General features: G+C 65.9%; 16 protein-coding genes and 1 tRNA gene. 4 read left to right on the top strand and 13 right to left on the bottom strand.

All coding sequences use genetic code 11. The features are described 5' to 3' along the window. Window positions 1-8 precede the first annotated feature (8 nt). The 8 genes from FHW83_RS07390 to FHW83_RS07355 all read right to left on the bottom strand — a co-directional run bounded on the left by FHW83_RS07390 (window position 9) and on the right by FHW83_RS07355 (window position 6644). Window positions 9-410 (bottom strand): VOC family protein, encoded by a 402-nt coding sequence (locus tag FHW83_RS07390; RefSeq protein ID WP_176645724.1) that lies wholly within the window; start codon window positions 408-410, stop codon window positions 9-11. Window positions 411-433: 23 nt separating this feature from the next. Beyond that, window positions 434-886, bottom strand: a complete 453-nt coding sequence (locus FHW83_RS07385) for a helix-turn-helix transcriptional regulator (protein ID WP_176645723.1) — start codon at window positions 884-886, stop codon at window positions 434-436. Between the two features lie 63 nt (window positions 887-949). Continuing rightward, window positions 950-1777, bottom strand: coding sequence for a type 1 glutamine amidotransferase domain-containing protein (locus FHW83_RS07380; protein ID WP_176645722.1), 828 nt, complete (start codon window positions 1775-1777; stop codon window positions 950-952). Window positions 1778-1879: 102 nt separating this feature from the next. Next, window positions 1880-2824 (bottom strand): SRPBCC family protein, encoded by a 945-nt coding sequence (locus FHW83_RS07375; protein ID WP_373997176.1) that lies wholly within the window; start codon window positions 2822-2824, stop codon window positions 1880-1882. Beyond that, window positions 2817-3173: a helix-turn-helix transcriptional regulator gene (locus tag FHW83_RS07370; RefSeq protein ID WP_176645720.1), complete on the bottom strand. Its 357-nt coding sequence runs from the start codon at window positions 3171-3173 to the stop codon at window positions 2817-2819. Before FHW83_RS07370 ends, FHW83_RS07375 begins: the two co-directional genes overlap by 8 nt. Window positions 3174-3255: 82 nt before the next feature. Next, window positions 3256-4590 carry a hypothetical protein gene (locus FHW83_RS07365; protein WP_176645719.1) on the bottom strand — a complete coding sequence of 445 codons (1335 nt, stop codon included), beginning with the start codon at window positions 4588-4590 and terminating at the stop codon, window positions 3256-3258. A 126-nt stretch (window positions 4591-4716) separates the two neighbouring features. Next, a complete protein-coding gene (locus FHW83_RS07360) occupies window positions 4717-6396 on the bottom strand; it encodes a beta-xylosidase (RefSeq protein WP_176645718.1) in 1680 nt (559 codons plus the stop codon). 172 nt (window positions 6397-6568) lie between these two features. Continuing rightward, window positions 6569-6644: transfer RNA gene (locus FHW83_RS07355), tRNA-Phe, on the bottom strand. Window positions 6645-6767: 123 nt separating this feature from the next. Between FHW83_RS07355 and FHW83_RS07350 the strand changes: the two genes are divergently transcribed. Next, complete coding sequence (locus FHW83_RS07350) at window positions 6768-8168, top strand: M20/M25/M40 family metallo-hydrolase (RefSeq protein WP_176645717.1); 1401 nt, start codon at window positions 6768-6770, stop codon at window positions 8166-8168. A 93-nt stretch (window positions 8169-8261) separates the two neighbouring features. On the opposite strand, the gene FHW83_RS07345 is transcribed toward FHW83_RS07350, so the two are convergent. The 3 genes from FHW83_RS07345 to FHW83_RS07335 form a co-directional block, all read right to left on the bottom strand. Then, entirely contained in the window at window positions 8262-8771 is a 510-nt protein-coding gene (locus FHW83_RS07345; RefSeq protein ID WP_176645716.1) for a hypothetical protein, read from the bottom strand. Window positions 8772-8776: 5 nt separating this feature from the next. Further along, a complete protein-coding gene (locus FHW83_RS07340; protein ID WP_176645715.1) occupies window positions 8777-9517 on the bottom strand; it encodes a hypothetical protein in 741 nt (246 codons plus the stop codon). Between the two features lie 63 nt (window positions 9518-9580). Further along, entirely contained in the window at window positions 9581-10069 is a 489-nt protein-coding gene (locus tag FHW83_RS07335) for a CinA family protein (RefSeq protein ID WP_176645714.1), read from the bottom strand. Window positions 10070-10244: 175 nt separating this feature from the next. On the opposite strand from FHW83_RS07335, the gene FHW83_RS07330 reads away from it, so the two are divergent. After that, the gene (locus tag FHW83_RS07330; RefSeq protein ID WP_176645713.1) at window positions 10245-12863 is read left to right on the top strand and encodes an EAL domain-containing protein; all 2619 of its coding nucleotides are present in this window, start codon (window positions 10245-10247) and stop codon (window positions 12861-12863) included. Here FHW83_RS07330 and thiL read toward each other — a convergent pair. Together thiL and FHW83_RS07320 are read right to left on the bottom strand one after the other, a co-directional pair. Continuing rightward, window positions 12848-13822, bottom strand: coding sequence for a thiamine-phosphate kinase (gene thiL, locus FHW83_RS07325; protein ID WP_176645712.1), 975 nt, complete (start codon window positions 13820-13822; stop codon window positions 12848-12850). The two genes, FHW83_RS07330 and thiL, sit on opposite strands and share 16 nt — an antisense overlap. Window positions 13823-13840: 18 nt before the next feature. Then, a complete protein-coding gene (locus tag FHW83_RS07320) occupies window positions 13841-14239 on the bottom strand; it encodes a hypothetical protein (RefSeq protein ID WP_176645711.1) in 399 nt (132 codons plus the stop codon). Window positions 14240-14550: 311 nt separating this feature from the next. Between FHW83_RS07320 and FHW83_RS07315 the strand changes: the two genes are divergently transcribed. Both FHW83_RS07315 and gmd read left to right on the top strand, forming a co-directional pair. Beyond that, window positions 14551-16869 carry an NADP-dependent malic enzyme gene (locus FHW83_RS07315; RefSeq protein ID WP_176645710.1) on the top strand — a complete coding sequence of 773 codons (2319 nt, stop codon included), beginning with the start codon at window positions 14551-14553 and terminating at the stop codon, window positions 16867-16869. A 191-nt stretch (window positions 16870-17060) separates the two neighbouring features. After that, window positions 17061-18104, top strand: coding sequence for a GDP-mannose 4,6-dehydratase (gene gmd / locus FHW83_RS07310; RefSeq protein WP_218106207.1), 1044 nt, complete (start codon window positions 17061-17063; stop codon window positions 18102-18104). The last annotated feature ends 3 nt before the right edge of the window (window positions 18105-18107 follow it).

Genomic DNA, 18107 nt, shown 5'->3' with positions numbered 1-18107 from the left:
TTTTTGCGCTAGCGCTGCACCATCTTCCAGCCATTGCCCGATGGATCGCGGAAACCGGCATCCACCGTGCCATAGCGCGCCACCGGCTCCTGCGTGAACTCGACCCCGCGCTGGCGCAGGCGCTCGTAGGCCGCGCGGCAATCGTCGACCTGCAGCACCAGCGGCGGCATGGCGCCCTTGGCCACCATCTGCTCCAGCGCCTGGGCGGTGGCGGCGTCGTGCATCGGCGGCCCCGGGCGGAACAGGCCGAGCTGGAACGAGGGCTGATCGGCCGCCTGCACCGTCAGCCAGCGGTAATCGCCATTGCGCACATCGGTATGGATCACGAAGCCCAGCTTGTCGACATAAAACGCCACCGCTTCATCCTGGTCGCGCACGTACAGGCCGGCCACATTCACACTTTGAGTCATGGATACCTCCTTGGATTGGGGACTTACAGTTTGCCCGCGGCCCGCATGCGCCGCTTCTCCAAAACTGCGATATTGAGGTCGGGCCGCAGCGCGTAGCGCGTCACGCATTCGGGCATCCGCGCGCCGGGTTGTGGCTGCGCGCGTTGCCGCGCGCGCAGCTCGCCGGGGCTGGCGCCGGTGATGTCGCGGAAAATGCGGCCGAACGTGCCCAGGCTGGTCCAGCCGGTTTGCAGCGCGATGTCGGTGACCGGCAGATCGGTCTCGCGCAGCAGCGCCGTGGCGCGCTCGATGCGGCGCGTCAGCAGGTAGCGGTGCGGCGGCAGGCCGAACGCCTTCTTGAATTCGCGCGCGAAATAGGCCGGCGACACCGCGCTCACCTCGGCCAGCCGCGCTACCGGCCACTCCTCGTGGGGCGCGCCATCCATCTTGTCTTTCGCGCGCAGCAGGCGGCGCAGCAGCAGGGGGCTCTGGGTCATGGTTATCCGCGAAAAAAAACGCCAACCGGCGTCGGTTGGCGCTATGGTGACACCGTTCGGCGCTCAACGCATTTTTTTCAGCATCGCCAGCGCGACCGCCCTGGCCGATTGCGGATTCTGGCCCGAGATCAGCTCGCGGTCCTGCACCACGTTCTCGCTCCATGGCCTGGCTTCGACGAACTGGGCGCCGGCGGCGGTCAGGCCATCCTGCGGGAACAGCTTCATCTGGCCGCCGTTGAGGAAGCCCTTGGCCTGCTCCTCTTCCTCGTTGGTGAAGGCGGTCATCTTGTAGCCCTGGTAAATCCATTGCGGCGGTTGCTGGCGCTGGCCGGCTTCCAGCTTGCCGACGTAGCCGCGCGCGTCCGGAATGGTGGACAGCAGGGCGATGGTGCCGTGGCAGGTCAGGCCGGTGACCTTGCCCTCGTTGTGGAAGCTGGCCAGCAGCTCGCCCAGGTTTTTATCCTTGAGCAGGTCCTGCATCGGGATATGGCCGCCCGGCACGAACACGGCGTCGAACTTGTCGTAACCGGCCTTCTTCACCTGCGCCAGGCTGATGGCCGGCGAGGCGCCCTTGGCGGTCAGCCTGAGCGTGGCCAGCAGCGCCTTGCTCTCCTGGCGCGCCTGCTCGTTGCCGCCCCAGAAATTCACGTCGTCGGACTTCTGGTCGGCGCTGGGCGCCTTGCCGCGCGGCGTGGCGAACACCACCGTGTGGCCGGCGGCGATGAAGGCCTGGACCGGCTCCATCAGCTCGTTCAGGAAGAAACCGGTTTGCATGACCTTGCCATCCTTGAGGTCCAGCTGGTCCTGGTCGGACAGCACCACCAGCACGGTGCCGGCGTGGGCGAATTGGGTGGCGGCGGCCAGCAGGCCGGCGATCAGGGTCTTTTTCATTGACAGCTCCTAAAGTGAAGGCGGGCGGCGCCCACCGATGTAGACAGCGTATTGCCTACACCGGAAGCTGTAAATGTGCTGGAAATTACTTCACTTGTTACATCAGGTAAGAGCCGCCTCCAGTTTATCGAAGGCGCCGCTCCAACCCTGGGTCATGCCGCCGCGCGCGCCGAGGAAGACGTCGCGTTCCTCCGCCGTGGCGGCGCCATCGATCTCCGAGGTCACCGTCACCCGGGTGCGCCGCGGCGTTTCGGCGCTGAACTCCACCGTGGTGCGCAGGGTTTCCGGCCACACCGGCGCCATCGGATGGCGGCTCGGGTTCTCGTGCTCGTCGCAGAACTGCTGGGTGTAGACCAGCAGGTCCGGATGGCGCACCTGCTCATACCGCGAGCGGCCGTACATGGCGATGCCGTTGCCGCTCATGCAGTAAAACGAGTCGCCGCCGGTGCGGATGTCGGCGCGCAGCACCCGCATCGCCATCCCGGCCGGCGGCAGCCAGCGCGCCAGGTGCTCGGGCTCGGCCCACATCGCGAACACCCGTTCCAGCGGCGCCTCGAAGCTGCGGTTGATGACGAACCGGTCCTGGTCGGCGCAGCGCTTGCCCAGGTATTCGGCCAGGCGGTCCCAGGTCGAATCGCCGCCGGCCTGCTTGATGAAGTGGCGCGTTTGCGCGGCCGCCTCGGCGCTGGCCAGCGCCATGCGCATGTCCATCCGGGTCTTGCCGCCGAGGTCCTCGAAGGTCACCGTCACGCGGAACAGCGGCGCCTGCTCGTCATTGCCGCCATGGTCGTAGACCAGCTTGCGCAGCGGCTCCACCTCGTGGTACAGCGTCTTGTTGGGGTAATCGGCGCCGTCCGGGCCGTGCATGGTGTAGTGCCAGATGCCGCCGACCCGCAAATCCTTGCTGTGGGTGGTCAGGCTGAAGCCGCGCGGGCCCCACCACAGGGCGACCTGGGCCGGATCGGTCCAGGCGTCCCAGACGGCCTGCACGGGCGCGTCGTACATGCGGACGATGCGGATTTCATTCGGGGCGCTGAATTCAGACACTTTCATCTCCTTCGGGTGGTTGTTTGGCGGTGACGGTTTTCAGGTAGGCGTCGAGGCGGTCGAAACTTTCCTCCCAGAACACGCGGTACTGTTCCATCCAGTTGGCCGCGTCCTTCAGGCCGTCGCCATTGAGCTTGCACGAGCGCCACTGGGCGTTGCGGGTCTTGGTGATCAGCCCGGCCTTTTCCAGCACCTGCAGATGCTTGGTCACGGCGGGCAGGCTCATCTCGCCGAGGAAGGGCTGGGCCAGATCGGAAACATTGGCCTCGCCGCTCGACAGCCGCGCCAGCATGGCGCGGCGGGTGGGGTCGGCGAGGGCGGAGAAAGTGCGGCTGAGCTGGTCCTGCATTACATTTCACCAATCGATTAATTAACCTATTGGTTTAATATAGGGCATGGCGTGGCCAGGGTCAAGCCCGCCACGCCAATAATTATTGCTGGATGATCTTGCGGATCCGCCCGCTCCCCGCGTCGCCGATGTAGAGATTGCCGGCCGCGTCGAGGGCGATGCCGTGCGGCGTGCGGAAGGTGGCGATGCTTCCGACCCCATCCGTGGTGCCGAAACCGTTCAGGCCATACTGGCCAGCGATGGTCGACACATAGGCGGACGGCGTGATCGTGCGCACCTTGCCGCCGAGTTCGGCCACGTACAGGTTGCCGTCGCCGTCGATGGCGATGTCCGCCGGCTGTTTCAGCGTCGCCTTGACGCCGGGGCCGTCACCGGCGTCGGTGTCGGCGACATGCCCGGCAAAAGTGGTGACGGCGCCGTCCGGCGCCACCTTGCGGATCAGGCCATTCAGGGTGTCCGCCACGAACACATTGCCCGCCTTGTCGACCGCCACGCCGTAGGGATTGTTGAAGCTCGCCTGCGCGGCCGCACCGTCCGCGGCGCCCCTGGCGCCGCCGCCGGCGATGGTGCTGACCACGCCGGCCGGGGTGATTTTGCGGATCCGCAGATTGAGCGTGTCGGCCACATACAGATTGCCGGCGCTGTCGACGGCGATGCCAAGCGGCGTGTTGAAGCGCGCTTGGGCGCCGGGACCGTCGGCAAAGCCGATCTCGTCGGCGCCGGCCACGGTGGTCACCACCCCCTCCTTGCTGATCTTGCGGACCATGTGCTTGCCGACCACGTAGAAATTGCCGGCCTGGTCGCGGGCGATGTCGTCGGCGTAGCCGAAGGCCAGCTCGGCCTCGGTGGCGGCCTGGCCGGGTGTGGCGCCGACAAACGTGCTGACCGTGCCGCTCGGCGTGACCATGGCGATGCGGCCGTACTTACGGTCAGCCACAAACACGTTGCCATTGGCGTCGACCGCCAGCCCTTGCGGTTCGTTGAATATCGCCGCCGGTCCGGTGGGCTGCTTGGTCGGATTGTTGTTGCCGGCCAGGGTGCTGACCAGCGCCGTTTGGCTGGTGCAGGTGATGGCGACATTGCTGACGTTGGCGCTGCCGATGGTGCCGCTGCCGTTGGCCACCACGCATTGCTGGGTGAAGCGCGGTGGCTGGTCGCTGATGCGCACGTCGTAAGCCGTGCCGGCGAGCAGGGCGGTCGGCAGGGTGAAGGAGGTGGCGGCGGCCGGAATGGCGAGTTTATCCGGGCCCGAGGCCAGCGTCATGCCGCCGCTCTTGAGTCCGGCGATGCTGCCCGCGACGGTGTAGGTCGGCGGGGCCGGGGTGGGCGGCGCCGTGACGCCGGTGGGGCCGTCGCCACCACCGCCGCAGCCGGCCAGTCCCAGCAAAATGACGCCCGATGAAAATCTTTTCCGCATGATAACCTTTCCTTTTATTTAAACCAGAGGGAAGAGTATCAGTTTACCGCGTGAAAAAACGCGCGCATTGTCACAACAACGCCGGCGGCCATCAAAACCGCCACCCGACGCCAGGCCGCCGGCCGTTCAGTAGCTCAGCGTGAACAGCGACACCGCCTGGCGCGGCAGGCGCAACGTCAGGGTGGCCTGGCCGCCGGGCGTCTTCAGCGTGCTGGTGGCGCCCAGCTGGGCCAGCTCGCTGGCCTGCGTCAGCTGCGCCACCTGCGCGGCGCTCGGGCTGGCCGGCGAGCCCATGCGCAGCCACGCGCGGTAGGAATTGCCGTGCTCCTGGTCGATGCGGAAGTGGCGCAGCCGCACCTGTCTGGCGGGGATGCCGGAAATCTTCAGCTCCACCGGCGCGCCGGCGTCGATGACATCGTCGTCGTGGTAATTCCACACCATGATGGCGATGCCGTGTCCGTCGCGGGTGGCCAGCGCGTTGATGTCGGTGCGCGCGCCGCGCACGCCCTCGGTCATGATGCGGGCGGCGTCGTAGGCCCGGTCGCCGCCCACGGCCACGCGCTGGCCGCCCATCATGCCGAACATGCGGAACACGTTCAGCACCGGTTTGTTGACGCCGTTGGTGGCGAGGTCGCGGAAGCCGGCGAACCAGGGCTGGTCCTCGAATTCGAACGACCAGTTCACCGCGCCGATCAGGTTGACCCCGCGCCGGGCGGCCAGCTCGAACTCGCGGGCGATGGAGGCGGCCGTGTAGCTGGCGTATAAAGTGCCGTTGCGGTAGGCGTTTTCCGGGTTGGTGCGCATGCCGCAGGCGGCGCAGCCCTCCGGATCGGATTCGCCGATGATCACCGGAACGCCCTTGAGCTCGGGGTACTTCTGCACCAGCGCGAAGCCATCGTCCAGGCGCTGGAAGTGGGTGCCCATGCCCATGCGCACCACGCCGTTGACCACCGTCGGCGCGCCCTTGGCGTGGAAGGCCACGAAGTCCAGCGGCGAGCCGGTCTTGCCGGTGGCGAAATTCTTCCCGTGCAGCGCGTGTTGCAGGAAATCGTCCATGAAGCGGCCGGCGCCCGCCGTGTGCGGGCCGCCCATGCGCGCCGTCGGCAGCGCCCGCTTGACGGCGTCGGCCGCGTAGTCGTACATCTTGAAGTATTCCAGCTTGGTGTCGGGCGCGATCAGGTACAGGCCGTCCGGCTCGTTCCACACTTCCCAATACCAGCTCTCCACCTCCTGGCGGCCGTAGCGCTCCACGCTGTGCCGCACCCATTGGTAGATCAGCTCGGCCCATTTGTCGTAATCGTTGGGCGGCGTGGCCCAGCCCGTCATGATCTCCTTGTAGGGCGTGCCCGGCTGCCAGTGGTGCTGGTAGGGCTCGGGACGCTGCGACAGCGCCCGCGGCATGAAGCCGATCTGCGCCAGCGGCTTCATCTTGCGCTGCACATAGGTGTCGAAGATCTGGTCGATGATGGTCCAGTCGTAGACCGGCTTGCCGTCCTGGTCCTCGCTGTACATGCCGGTGGAGCCCCATTTGAGGGCGTAGCTGCCGTCGCCGGACGTCATCAGGTTGTGCGCGCGCACGTACACCGGCACCGGGCTCAGCGCCGCGATGTCGCTCAGCAGCTTCTTGCCGTTGGGCGCCGTGGTGTAATTCGGTTCGTCATAGCCGAACCAGGCCCAGATGGGCGTCATCGGCCCCTGGACCTGGCTGGCGTCGACGGTCAGCCTGACGGTGGCGGGGGAGGGCGGGGCGGCCAGGCACAGCTGGGCGCCGGCCGCCAGGCACAGCGAGGCAAGGAGTCTCTTCATTTTTATAATGTGGTGGAATGGAAAGCGGTCCTTGCGACAGTAGGCCGATACGGGAAGGCGGTCTAATGAAATTTCGCGCGGGTGGCATGCCGAATTGAATATCACCCGGCACCTGGAATGAATGTTGCGGAAACAAAAACGCCGATCACAAGGATCGGCGTTTTTTGAATCTTGGTGGCCCGGGGCGGAATCGAACCACCGACACAAGGATTTTCAATCCTCTGCTCTACCAACTGAGCTACCAGGCCAAGGGCACGCATTATAACGACCGGCCGGGCAATTTGGCAAGAGTCTGAATCCATTTTATTGACAGCCCTATGGCCGGGGTATAAATTTGGCCGTTTAGGCAATCTCATCGGGACGGGGCGGATATGAAGAAGGCGGCTTGGTTGGCGGCAGGGTTGACATTGGCCGGCGCGGCCCACGGCGCGGAGCTGACGCCCGTGCAAAAGCAGATGCGCGCGATCTACCAGGAACTGGTCGAGACCAACACCACCAACTCGGTCGGCTCCTGCACCATGGCCGCGGAAAGGATGGCCAAGCGCCTGAAAGCCGGCGGCTTCAAGGACAGCGAGATCCAGCTCGTCATCCCGCCCGGCGGTCCGAAGAAGGGCAACCTGGTGGCGCGCCTGAAGGGCGACGGCAGCAAGAAGCCGCTGCTGCTGCTGGCCCACATCGACGTGGTGGAGGCCAACCGCGAGGACTGGGAGCGCGATCCGTTCAAGCTGGTCGAGGAAAACGGCATGTTCTACGCGCGCGGCGCCTCGGACGACAAGGCCATGGCCGCGTCCTTCGTCAACAACATGATCCTCTACAAAAAGGAAAAGCTGCCGCTCAAGCGCGACATCATCATGGCGCTGACCTGCGACGAGGAACTGGTGCCATCCAAATTCGACGGCGCCGAATACCTGGTCAACCACCACCGCGCGCTGATCGACGCCGAGATCGCGCTCAACGAAGGCGGCGGCGGCCTGCTGGACAAGGATGGCAAGCCGGTGCGCCATGGCATTCAGGCCGGCGAGAAGATCTACCAGAGCTTCCAGCTGGAAGTGACCAACCCGGGCGGGCACAGCTCGGCGCCGTACAAGGACAACGCCATCTACCACCTGGCCGACGGCCTGTCGCGCCTGGGCCAGTTCTCGTTCCCGTTCAAGCTGTCGCCGGTGACGCGGGCGTTCTACGAGCGCATGGCCAAGATCGAAAAAGGCCAGGTGGCGGAAGACATGAAGGCCATCCTGCAAGATCCGCCGGACCCGGCGGCGCTGGAGCGCCTGTACGCCGTCAGTCCGAGTCACAACTCCACCGTGCGCACCACCTGCGTGGCGACCAAGGTCGACGCCGGCCACGCCGACAACGCCCTGCCGCAGCGCGCGCGCGCCATCGTCAACTGCCGCATCCTGCCGGGCGAGCCGATCGCGGAAGTGCAGGCCACCCTGCAGCGCGTGGTGGCCGACGACAAGATCAGGATCACCCGCGTGGGCGAGGGCGTGGACGGCCCGATGCCGCCGATGACGGCGACGCTGATGAAGGCGGTGGAGGAAATCAGCGAGGACATGTGGCCGGGCGTGCCGGTGATACCGACCATGTCCACCGGCGGCACCGACGGTCGCTTCCTGAACAACGCCGGCATCTGGACCTACGGCGTCAGCGGCATGTTCCACGGTCCGGAAGGCAGCGGCGCCCACGGACTGAACGAGCACATCCGCGTGAAATCGCTGTACGACGGCCAGGAATACCTGTACCGCCTCGCCAAACGCCTCGCCACCGAGTGAAACTCCGGGGTCAGGTCCTCCATTTCTACACGGCCTCTGCCGTAGCGAACGCTACGGCAGAGGCCGTGTAGAAATGGAGGACCTGACCCCGGATTATTTTTGGAGTTCGGCGGGCAGTTGGGCGCGCAGTTTGGGATCGAGTTGTCGCAGCGCGCGTTCGATGCGCTCGGCTTTTTCGAGGGCCCGCGCTTGCTCGGCGCTCAGGCCCGACTTGCCGAAGGCGGCCTGGCCGCCCAGCACGATCAGCGCGGTCGCGATGGCGACCCCCGCCGCCGCGCCCAGCAGCCGCAGTTCGCGCGCGGTGATCGGCGCTGATTGCGTGGCGATCGGCCGTACCGGCCCGGAGGAGGGCGTCGGCACGTAACCGGGCGGCGGCGTCTCGCCATGCACATGGCCATGGCCGTGGCCGTCTTGCGCCGGCGCCGCCCCGCCCGCCAGCCGCGCCAGCGCCGCCGAGGCGGCGTCGATGCGCTCGACGTGGCGCTGCACCGCTTCCTCCAGCACCGCCTCGTTCAACGCCACCAGCGCGAACACCGGGTCGTCGACGTCGATCTTGACGCCGGTCTTTTCAAACACCAGGGTGCGCAGCTTTTGCTGATCCATGCCGCTTACCACTGCACTTTGTCGAGTTGCTCGAACAGGTCGCGGAACACGACCTTGATGCGCTGCTTTTCCATCACGTTGAATTTGTCGCTTTCCCTGACCTCGGCGGCGGTCAGGCGCGCGGTGTTCATCTTTTTAATGTCGGCGCCGAAGGTGTCGGCGTTGCGCGCCGACAGCACCACGCGGCCGATCACGCGCGACGCGTGGTCGGCGTAGGTCTGCGATTCGATGAATTGCTTGCCGGCCGCCGATTGCAGCAGACCGAAGTGTTCGTTCTCCCACAGCACCAGCGGTACGTTGGTGGCCTTGGCGGTGGAGACGAAGCCCATGGCGGTGTCGTGCAGCGTGTCGCCGCCGCCGACGATGGTGTGGATGTAGACCTTGCGCCCGGAATCCTGCAACAGCGCGAAGCAGTCGTTTTCGATCAGGTAGCCCATCAGCGGCGAGAAGGTGTTGGCGCCGTTGTCGATCACGCAGTTGCCGTCCTGCTCCAGGATGTCGATCATCAGCGCGTCGAAGCGCTTGTTGTCGATGGTGCGGCTGTCGGTCATCACCGGCACATGCTTGACGTTCATCGCCTTGTAGCGCGAGAAGGTCGCATTCTCCTGGTCGGTGTCGTAGCAGCGCAGCGGCTGCTGCCCCTCGGCCACGTCCTTGCTGGCGATCCATTGCGCGAGGATGGTCGAGACCAGCGTCTTGCCTATGCCGCCTTTACCCTGGAGAATAAAATGTACCGTGTTTTGCATCAATCACTCCCGAAACGCATGAATGCGTCGAGAGTAATTGTTTTGCCGCACGAAGGCAACCGGCTAGTTGATAAACCGGAGCAGCCCCTGCAAGGCGTGGATCACGGTCTGCTCGCGCACCGCGCGGCGGTCGCCGCTGAACACCAGGCGCTCGGTGTGCACGGTGTCGGCGTTGGCCCAGCCGAAGCACACCGTGCCCACCGGCTTGCCCGGCACCGCGCCGGTCGGGCCGGCGATGCCGGTGGTGGACACCGCGATGTGGGCGTTGCTGGAACCGAGCGCGCCGCTGGCCATGGCGCCCGCCACCTCCTCCGACACGCTGCCCATCTGCGCGATCAGCGCGGCCGACACGTCCAGCATCTCGGTCTTGGAGGCGTTCGAATAGGTGATGAAGCCGCAATCGAACCAGCCGGTCGAGCCGGCGATTTCGGTGATGGCCTGGGCCACGCCGCCGCCCGTGCAGGACTCGGCGGTGGCCAGGATCAGCCCTTTGTCTTGTAACGCCTTGCCGACTTGCGCGGCGAGATCGAGGATGGTGTCGCTGTTGCTCATGGCTTCTCCTTCTCTGAGTCGGGGCTTGCTGTCACTGTACCATGCACTTCCGCGCCGATGCCAGTGCCGCGCGAAAATTTGTTATAGTGGCAATGTGTTGCAAAAGTACCAGTCGTGCGCCACCATTTGTACAGGCTGTTAATCTACTGTCGAGCACGTTGCCACCGGAGGCACAATGATCAGCCAGACCGACCTCTGCCACGCCCGCATCCTGATCGTCGACGACCAGCCGGTCAATGTCGAGTTGCTCGAGTATCTGCTCAACGCCACCGGCTACCAGGCGGTCAGCTCCACCACCGATCCGCGCGTGGTGGCCGGCTGGCACGCCGAGCACCGCTACGACCTCATCATCCTTGACCTGCAGATGCCCGGCATGAGCGGCTTCGAGGTGATGGAGGCGCTCAAGCCGCTGGAGCCGGACGGCTGGCTGCCGGTGCTGGTGGTCACCGCCCAGCCCGACCACAAGATGCGCGCGTTCGAAAGCGGCGCGCGCGACTTCATCAGCAAGCCCTTCGATCCGATCGAGACCCTGATGCGCATCCGTAACATGCTGGAGATGCGCCTGCTGCACGCGCGCGAGCGCGGCTACAACGCCCGCCTCGAGCAGACCGTGCGCGACCGCACCGCCGAGCTGCAACGCTTCCGCAGCGCCATGGACGCCACCGCCGACGCCATCTTCCTGCTCGACGCCGACAGCGCCGAGGTGGTCGACGTCAACGACGGCGCCTGCCGCATGCTGGCCTATCCGCGCGCCGAGATGCTGGGCCAGAGCGCCAGCCGGCTCGGCCTCGGCCCGCCGGACGAGCTGCGCCGCCAGGCCGAGCGCATGGCCGATTACGCCGCCGCCGTCGGCCCCGCGCGCGCCCCGGAACTGGCCGAGCTGGAGCTGATGCGGCGCGACCTGATCGCCGTGCCGGTCGAGCTGTACTGGCAGCTGCTGCAGCGCCCGGGCCAGCCGTCGGTGATGCTGGGCGTGGCGCGCGACATCAGCGAGCGCCGCCAGTCGGAGGAGCTGCTGCAGCGCATGGCCCACTACGACAGCCTGACCGGCCTGCCCAACCGCACGCTGTTCTTCAAGACGCTGGGCGACGTCATCGCGCTGGCGCAGGACAAGGCCTGGCGCATCGCGGTGCTGGTGGTGGGGCTGGACCGCTTCAAGGGCGTCAACGACACGCTCGGCACCGGCCGCGGCGACGAGCTGCTGCGCCAGTTCAGCGGCCGGCTGGTGCAGTGCGTGCGCATCCGCGACACCGCCGGCCGCCTCGGCGGCGACGAGTTCGCCCTGATCCTCACCATGAACCGCGACCAGCAGGACGCCGTCAACGCCGCCAACGAGGTGCGCGAGACGCTGCGCCAGCCGTTCGAGCTGGAGGGCCAGCAGGCCGTGCTCAGCGCCAGCATCGGCATCGCCATGTATCCCGACGACGCCACCGATCCGGAAACCCTGGTCAAGTACGCCGACACCGCGATGTCGCGCGCCAAGCAGGCCGGGCGCGACGGCTACCGCTTCTTCACCGCCGGCATGAACGTGCAGGTGCTGGCGCGGCTGGACATGGAGCTGGCGCTGCGCCGCGCCTTCGACAACGACGAGCTGCGCCTGCATTACCAGCCCAAGGTCAACCTGCACACCGGCGGCATCGCCGGCGTCGAGTCGCTGCTGCGCTGGCAGCGGCCGGGCTTCGGCCTGGTCTATCCGGCCGAGTTCGTGCCGGTGCTGGAGGACACCGGGCTGGTGGTCCGGGTCGGCAACTGGATCATCGACGCCGCCTGCCGCCAGATCGCGGCCTGGCTGCGCGACGGCACCGGCCCGGTGCGGGTGGCGGTCAACGTGGCCAGCCGCCAGTTCGTCGAGGGCGACCTGGAGCAGGTGGTGCGCGACGCGCTGGCGCGCCACGCGGTGCCGGCCGAGCTGCTGGAGCTGGAGCTGACCGAGACCGCGCTGATGTCCAACGCCGACCGCACCATCACCGTGCTGAAGAACCTGAGGGCGAGCGGCGTCAAGGTGGCGATCGACGACTTCGGCACCGGCTATTCCTCGCTGGCCTATCTGCAGCGCTTCCCGATCGACAAGCTGAAAATCGACATCGCCTTCGTGCGCGAGATCACCACCAACCCCAACGACGCGGCCATCGCGCTGGCCATCATCAGCATGGCGCACAGCCTCAAGCTGCAGGTGATCGCGGAGGGCGTGGAGTCGCGCGCCCAGCTCGAGTATTTGCGGCGCAGCCGCTGCGACGAGATCCAGGGTTATTTCTTCAGCCGACCGCTGCCGCCGGACGAGCTGGGCCGGCTGGTGCGGTCGGGCAGCGGGGTGCCGCCGGCGCCGGGCACGGCCAGCCAGCCGCCGCAGACCTTGCTGATCGTCGACGAGGACGCCAACGTGCTGGCCGCGCTGCACCGGCTGTTCCGGCGCGACGGCTACCAGATCCTCACCGCCGCCACGCCGACCGAGGCGTTCGAGCTGCTGGCGCTGCACCCGGTGCAGGTGGTGGTGTGCGACCAGCGCCTGCCGGTGATGAGCGGCACCGAGTTCCTCAGCAAGGTCAAGGAAATGTATCCGGAGACCATACGCGTCATCCTGTCCGGCGACACCGGGCTGGAGGCGGTGCTCGATGCGATCAACCGCGGCGCCATCTACCGCTTCTACACCAAGCCGTGGGACGACACCCAGCTGCGCGACAATATCCGCCTGGCCTTCCACCATTACTGGCTGATGCACGGCAGCGGCAAGCTGGCCGGCGCGCCGGGCGAGGACAGCACCGCGCTGCCGCGGGTGGCTCAGGAAGTGAAGTGATCGAAGCCGGCCAGCCGCAGGTCGAGCGGCGCGCCGGCGGCGTCCACCAGCCGCAGGCCCGCTTGCGCCTCGATGATGCCCACGCGCGTGACCGGCGTGGCCACGCTGGCGGCCGCCGCCAGCACGGCCGCGCGCGCCGAGGCCGGCGCCGTGAAGCACAACTCGTAGTCGTCGCCGCCGGCGGCGCTGTAGGCGCGCCGCAGCGCCGTGTCGCGCGTGGCCAGCACGTCGCCGGCCGGCAGCGCGTCGACGTCCAGCGTGGCGCCGGCGCCGGATAGCGTCAGAATGTGGCCGAGGTCGCCGATCAGGCCGTCCGAGATATCGATGGCCGCGTGGGCGATGCCCTGCTCGGCCAGCAGCACGCCCAGCTCCACCCGCGGCACCGGCGTGTGCAGGCGCGCGGCGGCGCCGCGCTGGCTGGCGTCATCGAGCGGCTGCGCCAGCTCGCCGCGATAACCGGCCAGCGCCAGGCGGGCGTCGCCCAGGGTGCCGGAAATCCAGATGTCGTCGCCGGGCCGGGCCGCGCCGCGGCGCAGCGCGCGCCCCGGCGCCACCTCGCCGAACACGGTGATGCAGATGTTGAGCGGCCCCTTGGTGGTGTCGCCGCCGATCAGCTCGATGTTGAAGGCGTCGGCCAGCGCGAACAGGCCTTGCGCGAAGCCGTGCAGCCAGGCGCGGTCGGCGGCGGGCAGGGCCAGCGCCAGCGTGAAGCCCACCGGGCGCGCGCCCATGGCCGCCAGGTCGGACAGGTTGACCGCCAATGACTTGTGGCCCAGCCGCCGCGCATCCTCGCCGGCAAAGAAATGGCGGCCTTCCACCAGCATGTCGGAGGAGATGGCGGTCTGCATGCCGGGGGTGGGCGCGATCAGGGCGCAGTCGTCGCCGATGCCCAGCGCGGCGCGCGTGGCATGGTGGGGACGCTGGAAGTATTCCTTGATGAGGTCGAATTCGGAGAGCATGACGGTATTGTACCGCCGCTATTCAATCCGCTTTTGCAGGTTTTCCATGCCGATGGCCGGCAGCGATTCATCCGACAGGAACAGCCAGTCGTGGTTGGCCAGCCGCACGGCCACGCCGTTGACGTGGAAGCGGCTCAGCATATTCGGCGTGAAGAACAGTTGCGGCCCGGCCTCGTACGAGGCGCCGGCCAGCACGATGTACAGCTTGCTGGCGCCGGCCTCGATGGTGGCGGCGTCCAGCGTCAGCTGGTCCAGCCTGCCCTGGCCGGTGTGGATCAGCCCGCCCAGCGAGCGGGTGTAGACAAACGCCAGCTGCTGGGCGTTTTCCTGCCAGCGCAGCAATTGTTGCCAGGCGGCGCCCTGCGGCGATGCACCGGCCGGTTCGGGAAGTCGTTTGGAAACAATCAAGGCGGCCATGGAATTCTCCTGCGGTACGGTTGATGACTTTAGCTTAGCCGATTTACACGCGGGCACGCTCCGCATGGTGAAATATCGACAATTTCAATCAAATTTCATCGACTGATAGCTAAACATAATGATTCTGGAAAATTGATTATGTTGAGCTTATCCATGGTTTATTGTGGCAAAAATTCGGCTAACCCCCGCGATGTTCAGGAAAAATGCCGCCAACGCCGCTGTCAGTTGGTGAAAATACCTACTTAATTGAAAGAATTGGTCTGATAAAATCATAGGCCTTCGATCGCACAAATATGGGAAGGCTGTAAAGCATGGATTCGTCACCTGAGAAAAAAGAAGCAATTCGTCAACAGTTACGCGCTTCCGCGTTGGAATACCACGAGTTTCCCACACCAGGCAAAATCAGCGTTACGCCCACCAAGCAACTGACCAACCAGCGCGACCTGGCGCTGGCCTACTCCCCGGGCGTGGCCGCGCCCTGCGAAGAAATCGTCATCGATCCGGCCAACGCCTATAAATACACCGCGCGCGGCAACCTGGTGGCGGTGATCACCAACGGCACCGCCGTGCTGGGCCTGGGCAACATCGGCCCGCTGGCCGCCAAGCCCGTGATGGAAGGCAAGGGCGTGCTGTTCAAGAAATTCGCCGGCATCGACGTGTTCGACATCGAGATCAACGAGTCGGATCCGGACAAGCTGGTGGAGGTGATCGCCGCGCTGGAACCGACCTTCGGCGGCATCAACCTGGAAGACATCAAGGCGCCGGAATGCTTCACCATCGAGCGCAAGCTGCGCGAGCGCATGAAGATCCCGGTGTTCCACGACGACCAGCACGGCACCGCCATCATCGTCGGCGCGGCCATCCTGAACGGCATCTCGCTGGTCGGCAAGGACATCAAGAAGTGCAAGCTGGTGGTGTCCGGCGCCGGCGCGGCCGCGCTGGCCTGCCTGGACCTGATCGTCGACCTCGGCTTCCCGATTGAGAACATCTTCGTCACCGACCTGGCCGGCGTGGTCTACCAGGGCCGCACCGAGCTGATGGACCCGGACAAGGAGCGCTTCGCCCGCGACACCCCGGCCCGCACCCTGGCCGAAGTGATCCCGGACGCCGACATCTTCCTCGGCCTGTCGGCCGGCGGCGTGCTGAAGCAGGACATGGTCAAGGCCATGGCGCCGAATCCGCTGATCCTGGCGCTGGCCAACCCGAACCCGGAAATCCTGCCGGAAGACGTCAAGGCCGTGCGCGGCGACGCCGTCATGTGCACCGGCCGTTCGGACTACCCGAACCAGGTCAACAACGTGCTGTGCTTCCCGTACATCTTCCGCGGCGCGCTGGACTGTGGCGCCACCACCATCACGCGCGAAATGGAAATCGCCGTGGTGCACGCGATCGCCGAGCTGGCCCACGCCGAGCAATCGGACATCGTCGCCACCACCTACGGCTTCAGCAACCTGTCGTTCGGCCCGGACTACCTGATCCCGATGCCGTTCGACCCGCGCCTGCTGACCAAGATCGCCCCGGCCGTGGCCAAGGCGGCCGAGGACTCCGGCGTGGCGACCCGTCCGATCAAGGACCTGCAAGCCTACGAGGAAAGTCTGCAGCAATTCGTCTACCGCTCGGGCACCTTCATGAAACCGCTGTTCGCGGTGGCCAAGAAGGCGCCGCTGGACGCCAAGCGCATCGTCTACGCCGAGGGCGAGGAGGAGCGCGTGCTGCGCGCGGTGCAGGTGGTGGTCGATGAAAAACTGGCGCGTCCCATCCTGGTCGGCCGTCCGGCCGTGCTGGAGGCGCGCATCACCAAGTTCGGCCTGCGCCTGAAGCAGGGCGTGGACTTCGACGTCATCAACCCCGACCACGACGAGCGCTACCGCGACTACTGGCAGGACTACTACGAGCTGACCGCGCGCAAAGGCGTGACGCAGGAGTACGCCAAGCTGGAGATGCGCCGCCGCCACACCCTGATCGGCGCCATGATGATCAAGAAGGGCGACGCCGACGGCATGATCTGCGGCACCTTCGGCACCACCCAGCTGCACCTGCACTACATCGACCAGGTGCTGGGCCGCCGCGAGGGCGCCTGCGTGTACGCCGCCATGAACGTGCTGGTGCTGCCGCAGCGCCAGCTGGTGATGGTCGACACCCACGTCAACGAAAACCCGGATCCGAACGAACTGGCCGCCATCACCTGCATGGCCGCGGATGAAATGCGCCGCTTCGGCCTGTCGCCGCGCGCCGCGCTGCTGTCGCACTCCAATTTCGGCTCGTCCAACAACGCCTCGGCGCAGAAAATGCGCGCGGCGCTGGAGCTGGTCAAGCAGCGCGACCCGTCGCTGGAAGTGGATGGCGAAATGCACGGCGACACCGCGCTCGACTCCAAGCTGCGCAACCAGATCATGCCGGGCTCGACCCTGACCGGCGACGCCAACCTGCTGGTGATGCCGAACATCGAATCGGCCAACATCGCCTACAACCTGGTGAAAACGGCGGCCGGCAACGGCATCGCGGTCGGTCCCATCCTGCTGGGCTGCGCCAAGCCGGTGCACATCCTGACGCCATCGGCCACGGTGCGCCGCATCGTCAACATGACCGCGCTGTGCGTGGTCGACGCCGTCGCCCACCGCAACGCGTAATTCGTACCCGAGTCGGGGTCAGCTCTGGCAATCGGACAAAATGTCCGATTGCCAGAGCTGACCCCGAATTTATTTCTCCTGTAACAAGATGTAAGTGATGTAAAACGAGGGTTTTCGTGAGAAATGCGCATATAGCCCTCTGTTACAATATCGGGTTACTAAGATTACCCACGATTTGATCGTCATTCACCATGCAGAAAATGAAAAAAGCCCTGGTCACGGGCATCACCGGCCAAGATGGCGCTTACCTGGCGGAACTGTTGCTGGAAAAAGGTTATGAAGTCACCGGCACCTACCGCCGTACCAGCTCGGTTAATTTCTGGCGCATCGAGGAGCTGGGCATCCAGTCGCACCCCAATCTGCACCTGGTGGAATACGATCTGACCGATCTGAGCTCCAGCATCCGCCTGATGCAAACCGTGCAGCCGGACGAGGTCTATAACCTGGCCGCGCAAAGCTTTGTCGGCGTGTCCTTCGAGCAGCCGGTCACCACCGCCGAGATCACCGGCGTCGGCCCGGTCAACCTGCTGGAGGCGATCCGCATCGTCAACCCGAAGATCCGCTTCTACCAGGCCTCGACCTCGGAGATGTTCGGCAAGGTGCAGGCCGTGCCGCAAAAGGAAGATACCCCGTTCTATCCACGCAGCCCATACGGCGTGGCCAAGCTGTACGCCCACTGGATGACCGTGAACTATCGCGAGTCGTATGGCATCTTCGGCGCCTCCGGCATCCTGTTCAACCACGAGTCGCCACTGCGCGGCCGTGAGTTCGTCACCCGCAAGATCACCGACTCGGTCGCCAAGATCCACCTCGGCAAGCTGGACGTGCTGGAGCTGGGCAACCTGGACGCCAAGCGCGACTGGGGTTACGCCAAGGAGTACGTGGAAGGCATGTGGCGCATCCTGCAGGCCGACCAGCCTGACACCTATGTGCTGGCCACCAACCGCACCGAGACCGTGCGCGACTTCGTGTCGATGGCGTTCAAGGCGGTCGACGTGGCGCTGGAGTGGAGCGGCGCGGCCGACCACGAAATCGGCACCTGCAAGAAAACCGGCAAGGTGCTGGTGCGCGTGAATCCGAAGTTCTACCGCCCGGCGGAAGTGGAGCTGCTGATCGGCGACCCGGCCAAGGCGACGAAGGAACTGGGCTGGAAACCATCGACCACGCTGGAACAACTGTGCCAGATGATGGTGGAGGCCGACCTGCGCCGCAATAAAGCCGGCTTCTCTTTCTAAGGA

The organism is Duganella sp. SG902, assembly GCF_013376005.1.
GTDB lineage: Bacteria > Pseudomonadota > Gammaproteobacteria > Burkholderiales > Burkholderiaceae_D > Rugamonas.
This window is presented reverse-complemented; position numbering and strand designations above follow the sequence as displayed.

Excerpts from the sequence above, each read along its gene's own strand:
- FHW83_RS07390 (WP_176645724.1), bottom strand. The coding sequence starts at position 410 with ATGACTCAAAGTGTGAATGTGGCCGGCCTGTACGTGCGCGACCAGGAT.
- FHW83_RS07385 (WP_176645723.1), bottom strand. The coding sequence starts at position 886 with ATGACCCAGAGCCCCCTGCTGCTGCGCCGCCTGCTGCGCGCGAAAGAC.
- FHW83_RS07380 (WP_176645722.1), bottom strand. The coding sequence starts at position 1,777 with ATGAAAAAGACCCTGATCGCCGGCCTGCTGGCCGCCGCCACCCAATTC.
- FHW83_RS07370 (WP_176645720.1), bottom strand. The coding sequence starts at position 3,173 with ATGCAGGACCAGCTCAGCCGCACTTTCTCCGCCCTCGCCGACCCCACC.
- FHW83_RS07365 (WP_176645719.1), bottom strand. The coding sequence starts at position 4,590 with ATGCGGAAAAGATTTTCATCGGGCGTCATTTTGCTGGGACTGGCCGGC.
- FHW83_RS07360 (WP_176645718.1), bottom strand. The coding sequence starts at position 6,396 with ATGAAGAGACTCCTTGCCTCGCTGTGCCTGGCGGCCGGCGCCCAGCTG.
- FHW83_RS07350 (WP_176645717.1), top strand. The coding sequence starts at position 6,768 with ATGAAGAAGGCGGCTTGGTTGGCGGCAGGGTTGACATTGGCCGGCGCG.
- FHW83_RS07345 (WP_176645716.1), bottom strand. The coding sequence starts at position 8,771 with ATGGATCAGCAAAAGCTGCGCACCCTGGTGTTTGAAAAGACCGGCGTC.
- FHW83_RS07340 (WP_176645715.1), bottom strand. The coding sequence starts at position 9,517 with ATGCAAAACACGGTACATTTTATTCTCCAGGGTAAAGGCGGCATAGGC.
- FHW83_RS07335 (WP_176645714.1), bottom strand. The coding sequence starts at position 10,069 with ATGAGCAACAGCGACACCATCCTCGATCTCGCCGCGCAAGTCGGCAAG.
- FHW83_RS07330 (WP_176645713.1), top strand. The coding sequence starts at position 10,245 with ATGATCAGCCAGACCGACCTCTGCCACGCCCGCATCCTGATCGTCGAC.
- thiL (WP_176645712.1), bottom strand. The coding sequence starts at position 13,822 with ATGCTCTCCGAATTCGACCTCATCAAGGAATACTTCCAGCGTCCCCAC.
- FHW83_RS07320 (WP_176645711.1), bottom strand. The coding sequence starts at position 14,239 with ATGGCCGCCTTGATTGTTTCCAAACGACTTCCCGAACCGGCCGGTGCA.
- FHW83_RS07315 (WP_176645710.1), top strand. The coding sequence starts at position 14,551 with ATGGATTCGTCACCTGAGAAAAAAGAAGCAATTCGTCAACAGTTACGC.
- gmd (WP_218106207.1), top strand. The coding sequence starts at position 17,061 with ATGCAGAAAATGAAAAAAGCCCTGGTCACGGGCATCACCGGCCAAGAT.